Source organism: Pseudomonas sp. MPFS, assembly GCF_022537035.1.
Taxonomy (GTDB): Bacteria; Pseudomonadota; Gammaproteobacteria; order Pseudomonadales; family Pseudomonadaceae; genus Aquipseudomonas; species Aquipseudomonas sessilinigenes.
Genome location: NZ_CP066123.1, coordinates 5,503,722 through 5,519,737 on the forward strand (window position 1 = coordinate 5,503,722; position 16,016 = coordinate 5,519,737).

Consider the following 16,016-nt stretch of genomic DNA (forward strand, 5'->3'; position numbering starts at 1 on the left):
TGCTCAGGAACTGGAATGCTCGACGCGCGAACGCATGGCACTCCCCGGATGGATCATTCGCCGGTCCGGTCCACCAGATGGCGGGCCTCGAAGACGGTCATGCCGAGCATGCGAAAGTACGCACGCCAGAACTCCACCGCTTCCTGCGCGGCACTCACGTCCTGCACGCATTCGATTTCGAAGACATCGCCGCTGGCCAGTTGTGTCCGGGCAGGCCAGCGGGCCAGCGCGGGATCGCTGGAGCAACGGATGAAATCCAGGAGTCGGGGCTCGCATGCGCCGGGGTCGTCGACCGCGTAGTCGACGAACAAGCGGCTGTCGGGCTCATGGCAGACGCCAAAGATGTGATACGCACCGTCCCTGGTGGTGTTCATAACTTATCCTCTTTGAAGTGCTATTTTCTTGGTATTCGTGAATATTGACTCGCCTTTAGTTAAAGGGGCGTCTTAATTGGTAAATAACCTAAATAAAGATTTAAGCGCCGCGCGCACATACTGAAACTATAGATATCCATCTCGAAAAACAAATATATACGTTTCAAAAACCTCAAAAACCAAACCACTCGCAGGCGAAAAACCTCACTTAGGATATGACCTAGAAAAAATCAAAAACCGAAATGTCTTATAGACACAACAGGATAGAACAGCTTCATACCTTTTCAACCTAACCATAAAAATTTTCTGCCTACACCTGACGAGCGGGAGAAAAACGCAATCCAAACAACCAATTGGAATTAGCAATCAACCTAAAATTCTTGACAGCTACAACAACCACCTTATACTCAGGAATCAAAATCACCTAAGGCTAGGGCCGGTAAAAATTAGAAAAAACTATCAGAGAAAATACAAAAATAATTTTTACAAATCAGAGAAAACAATCTTTTGAAAACTCCTCCCGACAGCGAGGCTTACATGAAACATATCCATGGAAGGCTCAATCAAACTTACATTATGCATCACACCAACAATATAAAAATTAAACTTCCACAACAAAAACAAACAAGAGCTACAACCATAAATACATAAAAAACATCACAAGCAAAATTAAAGCAGCAATAAAAATCAAATCAAGCCCAAACCATTAAATAGAAAAACCGCCCGCAAGAAATTAAATTACATTTTAAAAGACAACTACAACGACTTATTAAACCCTGAACTACAGGCATTGATACCTATACTATTTCTTAGGAATTTTTATGGGAGAGAACGCAGCTTAACCGTACTAAAAAAATTAAAGACTGCAAGTTACCCACATTCTATTACGCTCAGTTTTGAGTCGACCCAGGCTGTACCTATCTACAAGTAACTAGGTACAGCCCGTATGTTCAAAGCCATACTCCTTATCACCTGCGGCTCACCAGCACTCGGAAACGGTCACGCTGAAGCCTGGACAGTTACGCCTCACTCATCCACTGATAATACCTGCAGGCGTTGAGGTTCACGTCATTTTGCTCGATGACCAAATACGCCTGGAAAATCAGAAATTATGTAAAAACTCAATTACATAAAAAAATAGAATCGAACTATAAATTAATGTTTGAAGACAGAAGTAGCAAATAGCTTATCTTGGTCGTAATATTCTCTCAGTGTCGTCAAACGCAACCAAGCAGAAGCGCTAAAGCAGCGAGATACATTCTCCTTACGGGCCTCCAAGTCAAATTCGTTGACATAGCTGCCCGTCGCAATCTCCCCCAACTGATTATATAGCTCTATCAACCAGTCAGTATTTAGTTCGTCATCCTCTTGGTCGTCCCATTGGGCATAAGTAGAAATGAAATACTTACCTTTCACTGAAAAGGCTGCATCCGGATAGGTGTATTCTCCTCGCCATATAATTAACGGAACTGTAGCTCTTGAATGAGGCAGCTCAAGATTACGGGCCAAGATTTTGAAGGCCTCCTCTCCCCTGTCAGTGAGTATGTTGTCTGTACGATAACGTCGAGAAACTAGCATATCATCGCTTTGCTTATAGAAATTTTCAAAATCTACCGATTGATCTTCCTCTACTACTTTCAACGCTTTGCCAAGACGCGAGACTAGTGAGGCACGAAGATCAAGAGCATCGCCGCGGCTATTGGAAAAAATTATTATACTTAATAATCCCTCGTGACCTCCCTCAGGTTTAGGACCTACCGCCAGCATAATCTGTATATTTTTCTGCGGACTGGCTTTCTCCAAACCGGCGAGCAAAACAGGCACTTGCTCTAAACTCAGCGAATATACACTAGAAGTAATAACCGATGGGCGCTTCCAGCATTTAAGATAGAACCGAGTAACTATAAAGAATGACTCAGGCCCTGCACCTCTGGCAGCCCAAAATAGATCTGGACTATTGCAGTTATCAACATAACGTATCTGACCATCGGAAGTGATCACCTCTAACGCCTCAATATTAAAGGTACTCATGCCTCCCCATTGACTGCAGTTTATTCCCAATCCCCCGCCCAGCAAGAATCCGCCAAGCATAACATTCCGGGCATGACCTGTTGGAAAAGCCAAATCATATTCGGCAAGAACTTCATTAAGTTGTTGGCTCGTTACACCAGGTTGGGCTGTAACCCGATGATTTTCAAAATCAACTTCTAGCTCGTTCAAATTGGCGAGATCAATCAGTAGCGTATTATTATGTAGGAAGCTACCGGCATAACTATGCCCACCGGTTTTTACTGTGACTTTCAGATTATTCTTACGGGCATAATTTATGGCTTCAACCACCTCAGATTCATTTTTTACACAAACCACCATGGACGGCATACGTCTGAAATCACGACCATTCCATACTCTGGATGCATACCATTGACTATATTGCGGAGTTGATCCTTCAAGGTACTTTCGCTCAACTATTGGAACCTGTTGCCGTAGGTCTTTCAAGTCTCGACTGACTAATGCCTGCATTGGTTTAGCATAAAAACCAAGACGCGTCTTTGTTTTCTCATTAAGTCTACCAAATTCAATATACCGGATACCGTTCTCGAAGGCATAGCGATAAGCAGAGTAAACTAGAATTGTGTAAGGACTGAATTCAGTATGGTGATATTCCATCCCTGCCGACCAAAGACATAAAGTATCGTCTAGCTCATAACAAATCATTCCACTGATCAAGTTTCCTTCACGTTCGATGATGAACAGGCGAGCCAAACCATCACAAACTCGAACAAAATCTGCCAATGCATGTGTTGGAAAAAACTGGGGCGTTCCCCTTCTAGCCGTAGTGCTATGGCACAGCTCCGCTAATTTTTCTAGGCGATGGTCAAAGGGAGACGTTAGTATCTTGATCTCAGCTCTTTGGTCAGCCTCGAACTTTCGTAACTGGCGACGCAGCTCATTGCGTCCCTTCTGAGGAAAAGACTTAACAACCGAGTTCAAATCAAAATAATCTTCCAAGTTTTTGTAATAGCGATCCACCATATACAACACATTAAGACCATACTCCTTAGCTACCTTGAGCAACGGTTCTTCATCTACATTGAGAATAGCGAAATAGCGCGCTCCGTGCTTAACTGCTAGATCCTCATACGCTGACAAAATCGCGGCATGAACCGTCGTATCCTCCCTGCAGGAAAGCAGCCGGCTGTCGTAACAATGCATAACATGGCTAAACAGGCCCAAATCATCACCATCATTGTTTAAGCCGCAGTTTTTCGATAACACTCCTAAAGGATCAACATCACTAAGTCTCTGTAAATATGCAGGTAAAAATCCAACAAGATCACCGTCAACCCGAGCCAGCAAATAGAAAACCTTTTTAAACCCTATCAACGGAGAGCGTTCAGCTGCACGAATGAATCTTAAATCGTAAAAAAAAGGAGCCGAACAGGCTCCAACAAACGAGCAATACTCATCCACATCCAGCTCTTCAAATGAACTGAGAACTTCCACCTTGATAACCATATTATCCCTTCCTTGGAATCGATTAAGTTTAAGTTCATATTCCGAACACTCAACACCAGTTCAAAATAATCTTCCCTGACTGCCCTGCACTCATCGTATTAAATGCCTGAGAAAAATTTTCTACCGCAAAACGATGGGTAATTATGCCTTTCACTTGCAACCCGCCACTTAGCATACTGAGCATTTTACGCCAAGTCTCAAACATCTCTCGACCATAAATACCTTCAATACGAAGACTTTTACAAACAACAGCCTCCCATTTAATAGTAATACTGGCTGCTGGCAACCCCAAACAAGCAAGACGGCCACCAGTAGCTATTGATTCAATCAGCGAGTCCAATGCTGAACTACTTCCGCTCATTTCGAATCCAATGTCGTACCCCTCCTTAAGTCCATACAAGCGTGCGGCATCTGCCAGACTGTTCTGCCTTATATCTATCGGAATTACATCAACTAACCGACAGGCCAAGTCCAAACGAAATGGCTCGAGGTCGGCGATGAAAATGCGTCCCGCACCGGCATGACGTGCCACGGCTGCCGCCATGATGCCAACAGGACCGGCGCCGGTGATGACTACATCATTACCAGTCACATCAAATGCTAGCGCCGTATGTACAGCATTCCCCAAAGGATCGAGTATGGCGCCAAGTTCGTCATCTATCTCATCAGGCAGCGGAACGACGTTAAAAGCCGGCAACGCCAAGTACTCGGCAAAGGCCCCAGGATGGTTTACACCTACGCTTCGGGTATGCGGGTCCAAATGAAAGCATCCAGCCCTGGACGCCCGACAGTTTAAGTCGACTAGATGCCCCTCACCTGTTACACGTTGGCCCAACCGCAGGTTTTTAACATTCCTTCCCAGCTCAACTATTACACCGGAATATTCATGTCCAACTATTTGTGGAACAGGAATATTCTTCTGCGCCCAACCGTCCCAGTTCCAAATATGCAAATCAGTACCGCAAATGCCCGTTTTGTGAATTTTTATGAGCACCTCGTTTTCCATAATTTCTGCTGTAGGAACATCGCGCATCCACAGGCCAACGGACTCCTCCGCTTTAACAAGAGCCAACATAGAGCTTCTCCTTTACTCTTAAAAATCGACTCAATCAAACTTAATACAATCAATAATTACAGCATGAGGCACCATTAAGTAATCTTGAAGAAACTCAGGAGCCCGATCAATGTCCTTATATTTTTCAGGCAATGGGTTTGTAAAATTTATATGCGTAAACCCAGCTCCAACAAGCGCTTCTTCAAGTGCTAAAAAAGACCAATACCAAGCTTTTACTTTAGATTTAGTTCCAGAGCAAAATAGATCCAATTGTATCTCACCACCTTCTTGATACACAGCAGATTGCAACATGGAAAAACCATACTTCTCGTAAAAACCAGGTTTTTTTTCATAATCTGGATGAACTGGCAATGCCACCAACTTACCACCTGGCTTTAAAAGCTTTGCCATATTCTTACACATTGCCATCAAAAGATCTTTATTATTAGCATAAGGTAGTACATAAACAGCAAGCACCACATCAAAAGTCCCATTTAGAGAAACATCCAACTCCGAGACATATTCTATGCCACATGGACTTACACGCTCAATATTTTCGGCCTGAACCAGCATTCCCTTTTCAAGATCGAAACCAGTTACACTTTCAGCTCCTAAACTTTTCAATAACCGAGAATATGTTCCCTCACCGCAGCCGTAGTCAAGCACTCTCTTACCCTTTATATCCCCCAACAACTCTAAGACACTTGGTATTTCTATTTCCCGCCTAAATGGCCATTCCGCCATACTGGTATAAATATTTGAAAGCTCTTTGAACTGACTATGATTTGCACTATCCATACTTATCATCCTTAATTAACCACTCCAAACTTCCACACAAAGACTTTACCAAGCAAAACAACAAACCCATGAAGACCAGATATAGATATAAAAGCATTTAAAAATGCCTCTATTAAATATAAAAACCAATCCTCACACTAAATGTTGTATGATTCACCGTACATGTCAAATAACAATTAAAGATATAAATGAATAAACATATAGCAAAAAAGAATTAGAAAAATTATAATCTCACAACCTTAAACAAGAACAAGACCCCTAAGAATTAAATATCAACTAATTCACATACGATCCAAGCATCATCCGCCAACAACTAATAGTGTTTCAAATAAAATCAAAGAACCCAAATCAACACCCCCAGGAACCATTAGACAACACCATATCCCTTAGTAGTCTGTCCCAAGCTGAGTGGACACTGACTTAAGGCAGATATTGTCCACCACAAGGAGTGTTCATGATCCAGACCAGACGACGATTTCCTGAATCCTTTAAACACGAGGCGGTAGACCAGCTGCTTGCCGGTACCCCGCTTCGCCACGCTCGGCATCGCTGAAAAGCCTGCAGGGCAAATGGAAGCGCCAGTACGAGCAGCAAGGACGATGCCTTTCCGGGCAACGGCAAGCAGCGTGGTGAGAGCGCGGAGTTGCGTCGTCTACGCCAGCAACTGGCTCAGGTCACCATGGAGCGCGATGTTTTAAAAAAGGCACTAGCCATCTTCTCGCAGCCCACGAAGTGAAGTTCCGCGCCATCGAGGCGTTGGCTGGTCGCTATCCCGTAGCGGCTTCTATGCCTGGCAGCAGCGGCCACCTTCGGCGAGAGAGATGGCGAATCGGCGTCTAAGCAAGGAGATCCGCACCATTCACCACGAGGTGAATGGGATCTATGGTCATCGCCAAATCAAGGCCGAGTTAGTGGCCATGAGGCATACGTGTGGTCGACACCGGGTTGCTCGACTGATGCGCGAAGCCGGTCTGCGCGTTCGCTCGCGCAAGCGCTGGCGGCTGGTTTCCAGCAGTCGTCATGCTCTGCCGATTGCCCCGAACCACCTGGATCGCCAGTTCGCCTCGGATCGTGCCAATCGGCACTGGGGCTCGGACATGACCTACGTGCGGACGGCCCAAGGTTGGCTGTATCTGACAGTCGTACTCGATCTCTATTCACGAGCCGTCGTCGGTTGGGCGATGCACCACCGCATGCAGCAGGCCTTGGTACACGCCGCGCTGGAGATGGCCATTGCACGCCGACAGCCGAAAGAAGAAGTGCTGCTGCACTCGGATCGAGGCAGCCAATACTGCGCGTACGACTACCAGGCCTTACTTCGGCGACATCGAATCGTGCCCAGCCATTCACGTCCCGGGAACTGCTGGGACAACGCCGCGATGGAGAGCTTCTTCCGTTCGCTGAAGGCTGAGCGGGTGTACCTGACGCGCTATGCCAGCTACCACGAGGCGAAAACCGACCTGTTCGACTACATCCGCTTTTACAATCACCGTCGCCGCCACTCGACGCTGGGCTATCTCAGCCCGATGGAGTTTGAGCGGCGCTATGCGAGCAGTAACTCTTAACTACCTGTCCACCAGCTCCGGGCCAGGCCACTACGGCCAGCCCTGCTTTCAAATACTACATTCGCGCTTTTACTTGCAGGCCACCATCATGCACATCAACCCTGATCACTTTCTACAGACGGAGAATGGGCGCATTATCGACGCTGAGCTCAATAGACTGGCTTGGCAGAGGGCTCATCTTGCCCTATCAGAGGCTCTGCTAGCGACTCCTAAGCCTTCTCGTCTGTATCTATTGATAGGCGCTCAGGGTGCAGGAAAAAGCACTTGGGCCAAATCGATGCTTTTAATTGAGCCTAGCGCTGTAATCTTTGATGCCATCCTGGTTCAACGCTGTGAGCGTGAATCGCTCATACAGATTGCCAAGAAGCATGAGCTTGATGTGGTTGCAATTTTTTTTACTACTTCGCTGGAAGACTGTTTGGCACGTAATCAATTGCGCCCTGATGATGAGATGGTTCCTGAAAAGGCCATTAGGAACGTCTTTAAAGCACTTCAGCCTCCACGCTTGAGCGAGGGTTTCAGCGAAATTTTAGCCGTTGATGCACAGACTAGCGCGGACGCTTATGCCCCTAAAGACTGAGTCGACTTCCAGTTATGCGGAAGCAACTAGCTGCTCGCCCAAGGACGGTCGCGAACATCCTCGATCTATTCAACAGTGCTGCAGGCCGGACATATTATCGTTCCCCCACTTCTGAATCAGAAACATTACCACCAGTCTGTTTCCTAGGTAGTGGCACAATGCCCTAAAACCCTCTCACCGCTAAAAATGGTTTTTTGTTGCTGGCATTCCGCCTGTAGAGGAAAACCCGCGCCATGAATCCTCATGGAGCGCCCAATGCAAATTCTATCCTGGCTCAGCCGAAAACCGGCTAGGCCACCCTCAGAAGCAACTCCGCAAGGCTTCCACCTACCGGCAAACGCAGCTGCGCTGCTGAACACTCCCCGACGCCAAGAGCTCCTGGAGAACATCTGGCGCCGCGCTTCGCTCTCACACCAACAGTTCAACACACTCTACCGCCAGCCGCTTGAGCGGTACGCAGAGCTGGTACAGCTGATGCCGGCTTCAGAAAATCATCACCACTCCCATCTAGGTGGCCTGCTCGACCACGGACTGGAGATCGTGGCTTACGCCTTGAAGATCCGTCAAACCTACCTTCTACCGATCGGCGCCCCGCCTGAGTCGCAATCAGCCCAAGCTGAAGCTTGGACAACAGCGGCAGCCTATGGGGCGTTGCTACATGACCTCGGCAAAGTAGCAGTCGATATTCGTGTCGAGCTTCAAGGTGGACAGATCTGGCACCCATGGCATGGGCCAATCGCAAAGCCCTATCGATTCAAGTACGTCAAAGGTCGTGAGTACCAGCTCCACGGAGCAGCTACTGCTTTGATCTATTCGCAGATCCTGGCCCCCGAGATTCTAGATTGGCTCTGCGGGTTTCCTGAACTGTGGACGCAACTGATCTACCTGGTCGCAGGGCAGTTCGAAAATGCCGGCATTCTCGGTGAAATTGTGATCAAGGCTGATAGTACATCGGTGGCCCAGGAGCTCGGAAGCAATCCAGACCGTGCGATGGCAGCGCCCAAACAATCGCTACAAAGGCAGCTGGTGGAATGTCTCAGGTACCTGGTGCGTGAGAAGTTCAAGCTTAACCACCCCGACGGTCCTGCTGATGGTTGGCTGGCACAGGATGCTCTTTGGTTGGTAAGCAAACCGACTGCGGACCACCTGAGAGCAGCTATGCTCTCGCAGGGCAGCGACCACATTCCATCCTCCAATGCACCTTTCTTCAACATGCTGCAGGACCAGGCCATTATTCAGACGAATGCCAAGGATAAGGCTGTTTGGAAAGTGACCGTCGATACAGGGCGTGGTTGGAAGCACAGCTTTACGGTACTGAAAGTCACACCTTCGCTAATCTGGGCTGATCCAGCTGATCGTCCTGAGGCTTATGCAGGCACAGTCACGGTCGAGATCGACCAACGTGACGGTTCAGAAGCTCAGGAGACAACATACGCCGTTCCAGACGAACCGATTGCAGCAGAACCGACTGTTACTGTCGTGGCAGCTAATTCAATCGTTGCTCCACCAACAAATCAAAAACAATCTCAGACCTTGCAGAGTATCGATTCGGAAAATTTCGATATCGATGAGCTATTGAAACTCTATAGTAATATCACGGTGCCAGCAGAGGTACTAAGTTCTAGCGCTGGCCCGGGGGCTGCATCGCCCCTTCAATCAGGGATGACGCAGCCTGAATACACTTCTGAGGCCAGTTCTGAGCCTCAAGCACTAGAAGATGTAACCACAATGCCTTCCAGTATCAGTCTGGGACAGGGATTCGTCGCGTGGCTAAAGGCCGGAATCACCTCCCGAAAAATCATCATCAATGATGCCAAAGCCCTGGTTCATACCGTTGACGGCACAGCGATGCTCGTTACTCCAGGTATCTTCAAACGCTATATACAAGAGCATCCGCCCCTTGAGCAGATCGCAACCAAGAACGGGACGGTTGCCTGGCAGCAAGTTCAGCGTGCGTTCGAGAAGGAAAAGCTGCATGAGAAAACGAAGAAGAGTTTGAATATCTGGACCTTCAACGTTTCAGGCTCAAGGAAAACCAAACAACTTAAAGGCTATTTACTAAGAGACTCTAGCACTATCTTCACAGAAGTTACCCTGGACAACCCTAGCATCTCTAGAGTTGAAGAAGAGGTTAGCCAATGACTCCGGTTGCGCTACTACAAGAATACCTAATGGATCATGTATTGCGCGAAGCAACTATTAAAATATATCGAGCCTCCATTAAAGCTCTTACTAAAAACTTCGGTGAAGAAATAGACATAACAAAACTTGACCGAAGAAATATACTTTCCTGGAGAAGTATCGCTATCGAAGATGGACTGTCTAGACGCAGCTGGAACACATACTCCAACCATCTTCGTACTATTTGGGCTTATGCGCTTGAGTACGAAATCATACCCAATTCACTAACTAACCCTTTCAAGAAAAGCACGCTCATTGCACCGAAGCGGCCAAGCAAAATCATCTCGGGAGACGGGATACGCCAGGCACGCCATTGGCTGCAAACCCTAGTCGACCAGGAGAAGAGCTCTGGTCAGCGCAGCCCGATTACGCCTGCGTGGTTCTGGCTGGCCACATTCGAGATGTTCTATTACACCGGGATACGCCTGAATGCACTGCTATGCATTAGGGTTCAAGACGTGGACTGGGACAACAGACTCGTTTACGTGAATGCTGATACAGAAAAGACTCACAGAGAGTTTTGCGTACCCATAATGAAAGGTTTGGAACCACACATACAAAAACTTTTAAACGCTGCTTCAACCCAGGGCTTTTCGGGCCAAGATCAGCTCTTCAATGTTAATCGATTTTCGATCCACTACAGATCTAAAACCATGAACATCGATCAAGTTGAGGGCATGTACAAAAAACTGACTAGCGCCTTCGGCATACGCATGACGCCGCACCGGTTCAGGCACACCTTAGCTACCGATTTGATGCGGCAACCAGAACGCAATATTCACCTGACCAAGACACTGCTGAACCATTCGAACATCGCCACGACGATGAGTTACATCGAGGCTGACTACGAACATATGCGAGCAGTGCTCGATGAGCGTAGCTGGCATCAGGGTGCGATAAGGCTTGAGCGACGTGAGGACGTCATAACTCCTCAGGCGCTTGAGCCTAAGCCTGTACCTCTACCCGAACACTTACCGGCCCCAGAGGAGACGCCAGAGGGGCTTGGGCAAGGTATTGCCGCAACAGTGGAGGACTCACCCACTCAGCAACCCGCTACGGCCTCTGAGCTGCTTGCAGCACTGCCCAGGCAGAGACGGCCTGATAAATATCCGCTGGAACAGATATCCAAGCCCAGCACAGGGCTTTCTCATGAGCTGAGTTGGGATGGACCTGGGACGCTCTGGGCGGATTTAGGAATACCTCTCTGCCAGTCGATGGAGGATTCGTTTGAGCCAGCAGCTCTGATGGATCTCTTACCGGATAGAAGCGCCATCGGCAGTTTCCGGTGGAATTGACAGCTAGCTAAACGCCCAGCTTCGTTCAGCTTAGGTTCAGCTTCAGGAATGTCGGCATCGGCAGGATGAACTGTGCACGCCCGATCGGCGCCGGACATCAGCAAGTCGATGTTTGCACAAGGATTCCTGATAAGAGCGTCGAGCTGGACCAGTTCGCGCTAAGGCGGAGCTGATTTTTTGACCGCTTGAACGAAAAAACCCACTGACCGGGTCCGGCAGTGGGCTATTTCATATTGACATCATCACGGAGCGCGCCTATGGTTCGCTCCAGACGGCTGCAAGACTAGTAGACTGGCCCTGGCAAGCCCCCCTTCCTAGTACCGCTTCCGACCATGAATATGGTGGGTCGTGTAGGATTCGAACCTACGACCAATTGGTTAAAAGCCAACTGCTCTACCAACTGAGCTAACGACCCGCTGTGTGGTGGCGCGTATAATACTGATTTCTAACGGGAATTCAACACCCTATATGAAAAAAATCAAAAATAAGGTGTTGGGTCGCTGATCCCGGCCGCGCGGAAGCCATCCGCACGTAGGCGGCAGCTATCGCATTTGCCGCAAGCGTGGCCGTCGTTGTCCGCCTGATAGCAGGAAACGGTCAGTCCGTAGTCGACTCCCAAGCGCGCTCCTGCCTTGATAATCTCGGCCTTGCTCAGGTTCTGCAGCGGGGCCTGGATACGAAAGCCCTGCCCCTCCACCCCGGCCTTGGTCGCCAGGTTGGCCATGCGCTCGAAAGACTCGACGAACTCTGGGCGGCAATCCGGATACCCCGAGTAATCCACCGCGTTGACACCGATGAAGATGTCCCGCGCCTCCAGGACCTCCGCCCAGCCTAGGGCCAGGGAAAGAAATACGGTGTTGCGCGCAGGGACGTAGGTAACGGGAATACCTTCGCTGGGCGCTTCCGGCACATCGATGGAGGCATCGGTCAACGCGGAGCCGCCGATACCGTTGAGATTGAGGCCTATGACCTTGTGCTCCACCACGCCCAGATTCCGGGCCACTCGCTCCGCCGCCTGTAGTTCAGCACGATGACGCTGGCCGTAATCGAAACTCATGGTGTAGCAGCTATAGCCATCGGCCCTGGCCATCGCCACCACAGTGGCCGAGTCCAGGCCACCGGACAGGAGAATTACCGCGCGTTTTTCAGCTGTTGCTTGGTTCAATACTGATTCAGTCATTTCAGCGTCCTGGCTCATCGTTCCAAAGGTATTTATGTAGCTGCAGTTGCAAGCGTACTGGCAGGTTGTCCGCCACGATCCAGTCAGCCAGATCGCGTGCATTCAGATCGTGGTGACTTGGCGAGAACAACACTTCGCCAGCACGTTGCTCAAGACGGTACTGGATCAACTTGGACACTGCCCAGTCATAGTCCTCGCGGGAGCAGATGACAAACTTGACCTGATCATTGGCGGTCAGCAGCTCGATGTTCTCGTAGCGATTTCGATGCGCTTCCTTGGAGCCGGGGGTCTTCAGGTCCAGGACTCGACTGACTCGCACGTCCACGGCCGATATGTCCAGGGCACCGCTGGTCTCCAGCGATACCTCATAACCGGCGTCACATAGCTTCTTGAGCAAGGGAATGGCATTAGGCTGGGCCAACGGCTCGCCGCCGGTGACACAGACATAACGCGGGCGGAACCCGGCTACCTGCTCAAGCAGGCTGTCGAGGGTTCTTTGGGTACCGCCATTGAAGGCATAGGCGCTGTCGCAGTATTGGCAACGCAGCGGACAACCGGTCAGGCGCACAAAAACCGTGGGCAGCCCGGCAGTCCGAGTTTCCCCCTGCAACGAGTAGAAAACTTCGGTGATTCTCAATGTGTCTTGCATATTCGCCACGGGCGTAACAGCTAAACAGGCTGTCCGCCTCCGTCAGGCACCTCAAGGAACCCCGCCATCGCGTAGATCCCAGGAAGCGTATTTCATAAAAGGGCGTGGATTCTAACGAAAAAACCCGCGACAAGCGCGGGTTTCTTGTAAACATGAGCTGAACGCTTACATGCGTTGCAAGTCTCGTTGCGCCAATTGAGCGGCAGAGGTCCCCGGATACTGGGCCACAACCTGCTGCAGGATACCCTTGACGCGGTCGGTATGACCCAGGCGACGCTCCACGTCGGCCAGCTTGTACAGCGAGTCAGGCACCTTGGCGTGCTTTGGATAAAGCTGGGACACCTTGGCAAATGCCTGGCCGGCACCTTGCAGGTCACCCTTGGCCAGGTTCACTTCACCCAACCAGTACTGGGCGTTGCCAGCATACTGGCTGTTGGGGTACTTGCGCAGGAATGCCGAGAAGGCCTGGCTGGCCTTGTCGAAATCCTTGGCCTTGATCAGGTCGAAGGCAGCATCGTAGTAGAGCTTTTCCTTGGCCGGATCCCCCGGTTCACTACTGGCAGCTGGTGCTTGAGTAGCAGCCCCGGCCGCGGCAGCGGCGGCATTGCCACCAGCTGAAGAATTCTCAGGAGTCGCGGCAGGTGCAGCACCGCTTCCTATGCGCCGATCAAGATCCTGGTAACGCTCCAGGCTTTCTTGCTTCATGCGCGCTACATCATTTTGCAGAACTTCAATCACACCTTGCTGCCGTGCAATCTGCTCCTGCATTTGCTGCAGTTGCTGGAACAGTTCGCCCTGTGCCGAGACAGGGGTCGAAACCCCTCCCCCGGCATAGGCGCCGTTCGTGCCATAACCCGCTGGTGGATAACTGCTCCCGCTATTTCCATAGCCAGAGTTGCTATCGACCACAGGAACCGCAGACCACGCCGCAAGCGGCGTGAGACTGAGAGCCAAAATAGTTACAGCACGACGGCACGTTCGCATGACGAATTACTTACGCAGTTCGACGCGACGGTTTTGAGCCCAGGACTGCTCGTCGTGGCCAGTGGCAACTGGACGCTCTTTACCGTAGGAAACCAGCTCCAGCTGAGCTGGGGAAACACCTTGCAGTACCAGGTAGCGCTGAACGGCTTTCGCACGACGCTCGCCCAGAGCCATGTTGTACTCACGAGTACCACGTTCGTCGGTGTTACCTTCCAGAACAACGCGAGCGCCGTTACCTTTCAGGTCCTTGGCGTGAACGTCCAGAGCGCGCATGGCTTCTGGCTTCAGGTCCGAGCTGTCGTATTCGAAGTAGAAGGTGGTGATTGCGCGCAGAGCTGCTTCTTCGCTCAGGGAGCCATCAACAGCACCAGTGTTAGCGCCGTAACCAGCGTTTGGATCAACAGCGCCTTCACCAGCGTTGTCGCCGCCTTTGGAGGAGCAACCTACAGCCACAGCCATGGCCAGAGCCAGCGCAGCAAACTTACCAAACTTCAACATTTCCATCGTGAAACTCCTAATGAACCCCAGTGTGTTAAGTGAAACATTGTAGCGCCGCGTCAGTTCAGGTAAGGGGACCAGGACGGTTCTCTGACTTCGCCTTGAGCGGTAGGAAGCGGGAGCCTCACACGTCCATTAATGGACACGAGCATCAAGACTCCCCGGCCCTGCTGGCGGGTGGCGTAGATTACCATGGTGCCGTTGGGCGCAACAGTAGCTGACTCATCTAGGTTAGTGTCTGTAAGGATTTTTACGCTACCGCGCTGCAAATCCTGAGCCGCTACCCGGAAGTTGGTGAAACCGTCCTGGCGGTGAATCATTACCAGGGTCTTTTCGTCAGCAGAAAGTTTCGGGTTGGCGTTGTAGTTACCGATAAAGGTCACACGCTCGGCACCACCGCCATTGATGTTGCTTTTATATACCTGCGGTTTACCACCGCGGTCGGAAGTGAAGTAGATGGTCGAACCATCCTTGCCCCAGAACGGCTCGGTATTGATGCCCGGGCCACTGGTCACACGACTGATCTGGCGCGAAGCCATGTTCATGACATAGATGTCCGGGTTACCGTCCTTGGACAGCACGAACGCCAGGCGGCTGCCATCCGGCGACCAGGCTGGCGCGCCGTTGAGGCCTTCGAAGTTGGTGATCTGCTCGCGACGACCCGTGTCGATATGCTGTACGAAGATGCGCGGACGCTTCTGTTCGAACGACACATAGGCAATGCGCTTGCCATCGGGGGCAAAGCGCGGCGACAGGATCGGCTCGCGAGACTGCAACAAGGTCACTGCCCGAGCACCGTCGTAGTCCGAACGTTGCAGGGTGTAGCGAGTGTTGTTCACCGAAAAGCGCTCGGCGGTCACGTACAGCAGGCGCGTGGAGAACGCACCCTTGATGCCGGTGAGCTTCTCGAAGGACTGGTCGGAGATGTAGTGCGACATGTCTCGCAACTGATCAACGCCACCAGAAACACTGCCAGTCAGCACCTGTTGTTCGGTAGCCACGTTGAACAGCGCGTACTGCACCTGCAGGCGGCCACCGGCCGGCACGATGCTGCCAACCATTACGTACTGGGCGCCCAGGGCCTTCCAGTCACGGAAAATGACTTCGCTGGCCTGGGTCGGCAAGCTGATCATGTTCTGCTTTGGAATCGGCGCGTAGTAACCGGAGTTACGCAGGTCGTCACCGATGATCTGCGCCATGTCGTCCGGCAGCACGCTGCCGCCCTGCCAGCCGAAGGGTACAACCGCGATCGGCGTCGCCCGGTCACTACCGCTGGTGACCAGAATGTTTTTTTCATCCGCTGCCGCTATCCCTGCCATACAGCAAATAACGACAAGCATTC

The 16,016-nt window shown here is 50.6% G+C and carries 12 protein-coding genes, 1 tRNA gene and 1 pseudogene; 4 read left to right on the forward strand and 10 right to left on the reverse strand.

The annotated features are described in order from the left end of the window. Positions 1-53 precede the first annotated feature (53 nt). From I9018_RS25105 to I9018_RS25120, 4 genes are all read right to left on the reverse strand, one after another. Positions 54-374 carry a hypothetical protein gene (locus tag I9018_RS25105; protein ID WP_185698392.1) on the reverse strand — a complete coding sequence of 107 codons (321 nt, stop codon included), beginning with the start codon at positions 372-374 and terminating at the stop codon, positions 54-56. 1,155 nt (positions 375-1,529) lie between these two features. After that, entirely contained in the window at positions 1,530-3,890 is a 2,361-nt protein-coding gene (locus I9018_RS25110; RefSeq protein ID WP_241107816.1) for a GNAT family N-acetyltransferase, read from the reverse strand. Between the two features lie 49 nt (positions 3,891-3,939). Continuing rightward, positions 3,940-4,965: an L-threonine 3-dehydrogenase gene (tdh, locus tag I9018_RS25115; RefSeq protein WP_241107817.1), complete on the reverse strand. Its 1,026-nt coding sequence runs from the start codon at positions 4,963-4,965 to the stop codon at positions 3,940-3,942. A gap of 30 nt (positions 4,966-4,995) precedes the next feature. After that, positions 4,996-5,742 (reverse strand): class I SAM-dependent methyltransferase, encoded by a 747-nt coding sequence (locus tag I9018_RS25120; protein WP_241107818.1) that lies wholly within the window; start codon positions 5,740-5,742, stop codon positions 4,996-4,998. 779 nt (positions 5,743-6,521) lie between these two features. Here I9018_RS25120 and I9018_RS25125 point away from each other — a divergent pair. From I9018_RS25125 to I9018_RS25140, 4 genes and pseudogenes are all read left to right on the forward strand, one after another. Beyond that, positions 6,522-7,307: pseudogene (locus tag I9018_RS25125) on the forward strand (IS3 family transposase); the annotation flags it as partial. 88 nt (positions 7,308-7,395) lie between these two features. Beyond that, entirely contained in the window at positions 7,396-7,887 is a 492-nt protein-coding gene (locus I9018_RS25130; protein WP_241107820.1) for an AAA family ATPase, read from the forward strand. Positions 7,888-8,142: 255 nt separating this feature from the next. After that, on the forward strand, positions 8,143-10,029 hold the full coding sequence (gene mobH, locus I9018_RS25135) for a MobH family relaxase (protein WP_241107821.1): 1,887 nt from the start codon (positions 8,143-8,145) through the stop codon (positions 10,027-10,029). Next, the gene (locus I9018_RS25140; protein ID WP_241107822.1) at positions 10,026-11,363 is read left to right on the forward strand and encodes a site-specific integrase; all 1,338 of its coding nucleotides are present in this window, start codon (positions 10,026-10,028) and stop codon (positions 11,361-11,363) included. The genes mobH and I9018_RS25140 overlap by 4 nt, the downstream gene beginning before the upstream one ends. Before the next feature lie 339 nt (positions 11,364-11,702). Here I9018_RS25140 and I9018_RS25145 read toward each other — a convergent pair. From I9018_RS25145 to tolB, 6 genes are all read right to left on the reverse strand, one after another. Beyond that, positions 11,703-11,778 (reverse strand) — tRNA-Lys (locus tag I9018_RS25145). Positions 11,779-11,841: 63 nt separating this feature from the next. Further along, complete coding sequence (gene queC / locus I9018_RS25150; protein WP_241107823.1) at positions 11,842-12,543, reverse strand: 7-cyano-7-deazaguanine synthase QueC; 702 nt, start codon at positions 12,541-12,543, stop codon at positions 11,842-11,844. 1 nt (position 12,544) lies between these two features. Beyond that, positions 12,545-13,192, reverse strand: coding sequence for a 7-carboxy-7-deazaguanine synthase QueE (gene queE, locus I9018_RS25155; protein WP_068585268.1), 648 nt, complete (start codon positions 13,190-13,192; stop codon positions 12,545-12,547). A gap of 165 nt (positions 13,193-13,357) precedes the next feature. Next, positions 13,358-14,176, reverse strand: coding sequence for a tol-pal system protein YbgF (ybgF, locus tag I9018_RS25160; protein WP_068585265.1), 819 nt, complete (start codon positions 14,174-14,176; stop codon positions 13,358-13,360). A 6-nt stretch (positions 14,177-14,182) separates the two neighbouring features. Next, the gene (pal, locus tag I9018_RS25165) at positions 14,183-14,680 is read right to left on the reverse strand and encodes a peptidoglycan-associated lipoprotein Pal (RefSeq protein WP_022640504.1); all 498 of its coding nucleotides are present in this window, start codon (positions 14,678-14,680) and stop codon (positions 14,183-14,185) included. A gap of 53 nt (positions 14,681-14,733) precedes the next feature. Beyond that, positions 14,734-16,014 carry a Tol-Pal system beta propeller repeat protein TolB gene (gene tolB, locus I9018_RS25170; protein WP_176719813.1) on the reverse strand — a complete coding sequence of 427 codons (1,281 nt, stop codon included), beginning with the start codon at positions 16,012-16,014 and terminating at the stop codon, positions 14,734-14,736. Between the last annotated feature and the right edge of the window lie 2 nt (positions 16,015-16,016).

Coding starts and splice junctions, on each gene's coding strand:
- tdh (WP_241107817.1), bottom strand. CDS start 4,965: ATGTTGGCTCTTGTTAAAGCGGAGGAGTCCGTTGGCCTGTGGATGCGC.
- queE (WP_068585268.1), bottom strand. CDS start 13,192: ATGCAAGACACATTGAGAATCACCGAAGTTTTCTACTCGTTGCAGGGG.
- I9018_RS25120 (WP_241107818.1), bottom strand. CDS start 5,742: ATGGATAGTGCAAATCATAGTCAGTTCAAAGAGCTTTCAAATATTTAT.
- mobH (WP_241107821.1), top strand. CDS start 8,143: ATGCAAATTCTATCCTGGCTCAGCCGAAAACCGGCTAGGCCACCCTCA.
- tolB (WP_176719813.1), bottom strand. CDS start 16,014: ATGCTTGTCGTTATTTGCTGTATGGCAGGGATAGCGGCAGCGGATGAA.
- pal (WP_022640504.1), bottom strand. CDS start 14,680: ATGGAAATGTTGAAGTTTGGTAAGTTTGCTGCGCTGGCTCTGGCCATG.
- I9018_RS25130 (WP_241107820.1), top strand. CDS start 7,396: ATGCACATCAACCCTGATCACTTTCTACAGACGGAGAATGGGCGCATT.
- I9018_RS25140 (WP_241107822.1), top strand. CDS start 10,026: ATGACTCCGGTTGCGCTACTACAAGAATACCTAATGGATCATGTATTG.
- ybgF (WP_068585265.1), bottom strand. CDS start 14,176: ATGCGAACGTGCCGTCGTGCTGTAACTATTTTGGCTCTCAGTCTCACG.
- I9018_RS25110 (WP_241107816.1), bottom strand. CDS start 3,890: ATGGTTATCAAGGTGGAAGTTCTCAGTTCATTTGAAGAGCTGGATGTG.
- I9018_RS25105 (WP_185698392.1), bottom strand. CDS start 374: ATGAACACCACCAGGGACGGTGCGTATCACATCTTTGGCGTCTGCCAT.
- queC (WP_241107823.1), bottom strand. CDS start 12,543: ATGACTGAATCAGTATTGAACCAAGCAACAGCTGAAAAACGCGCGGTA.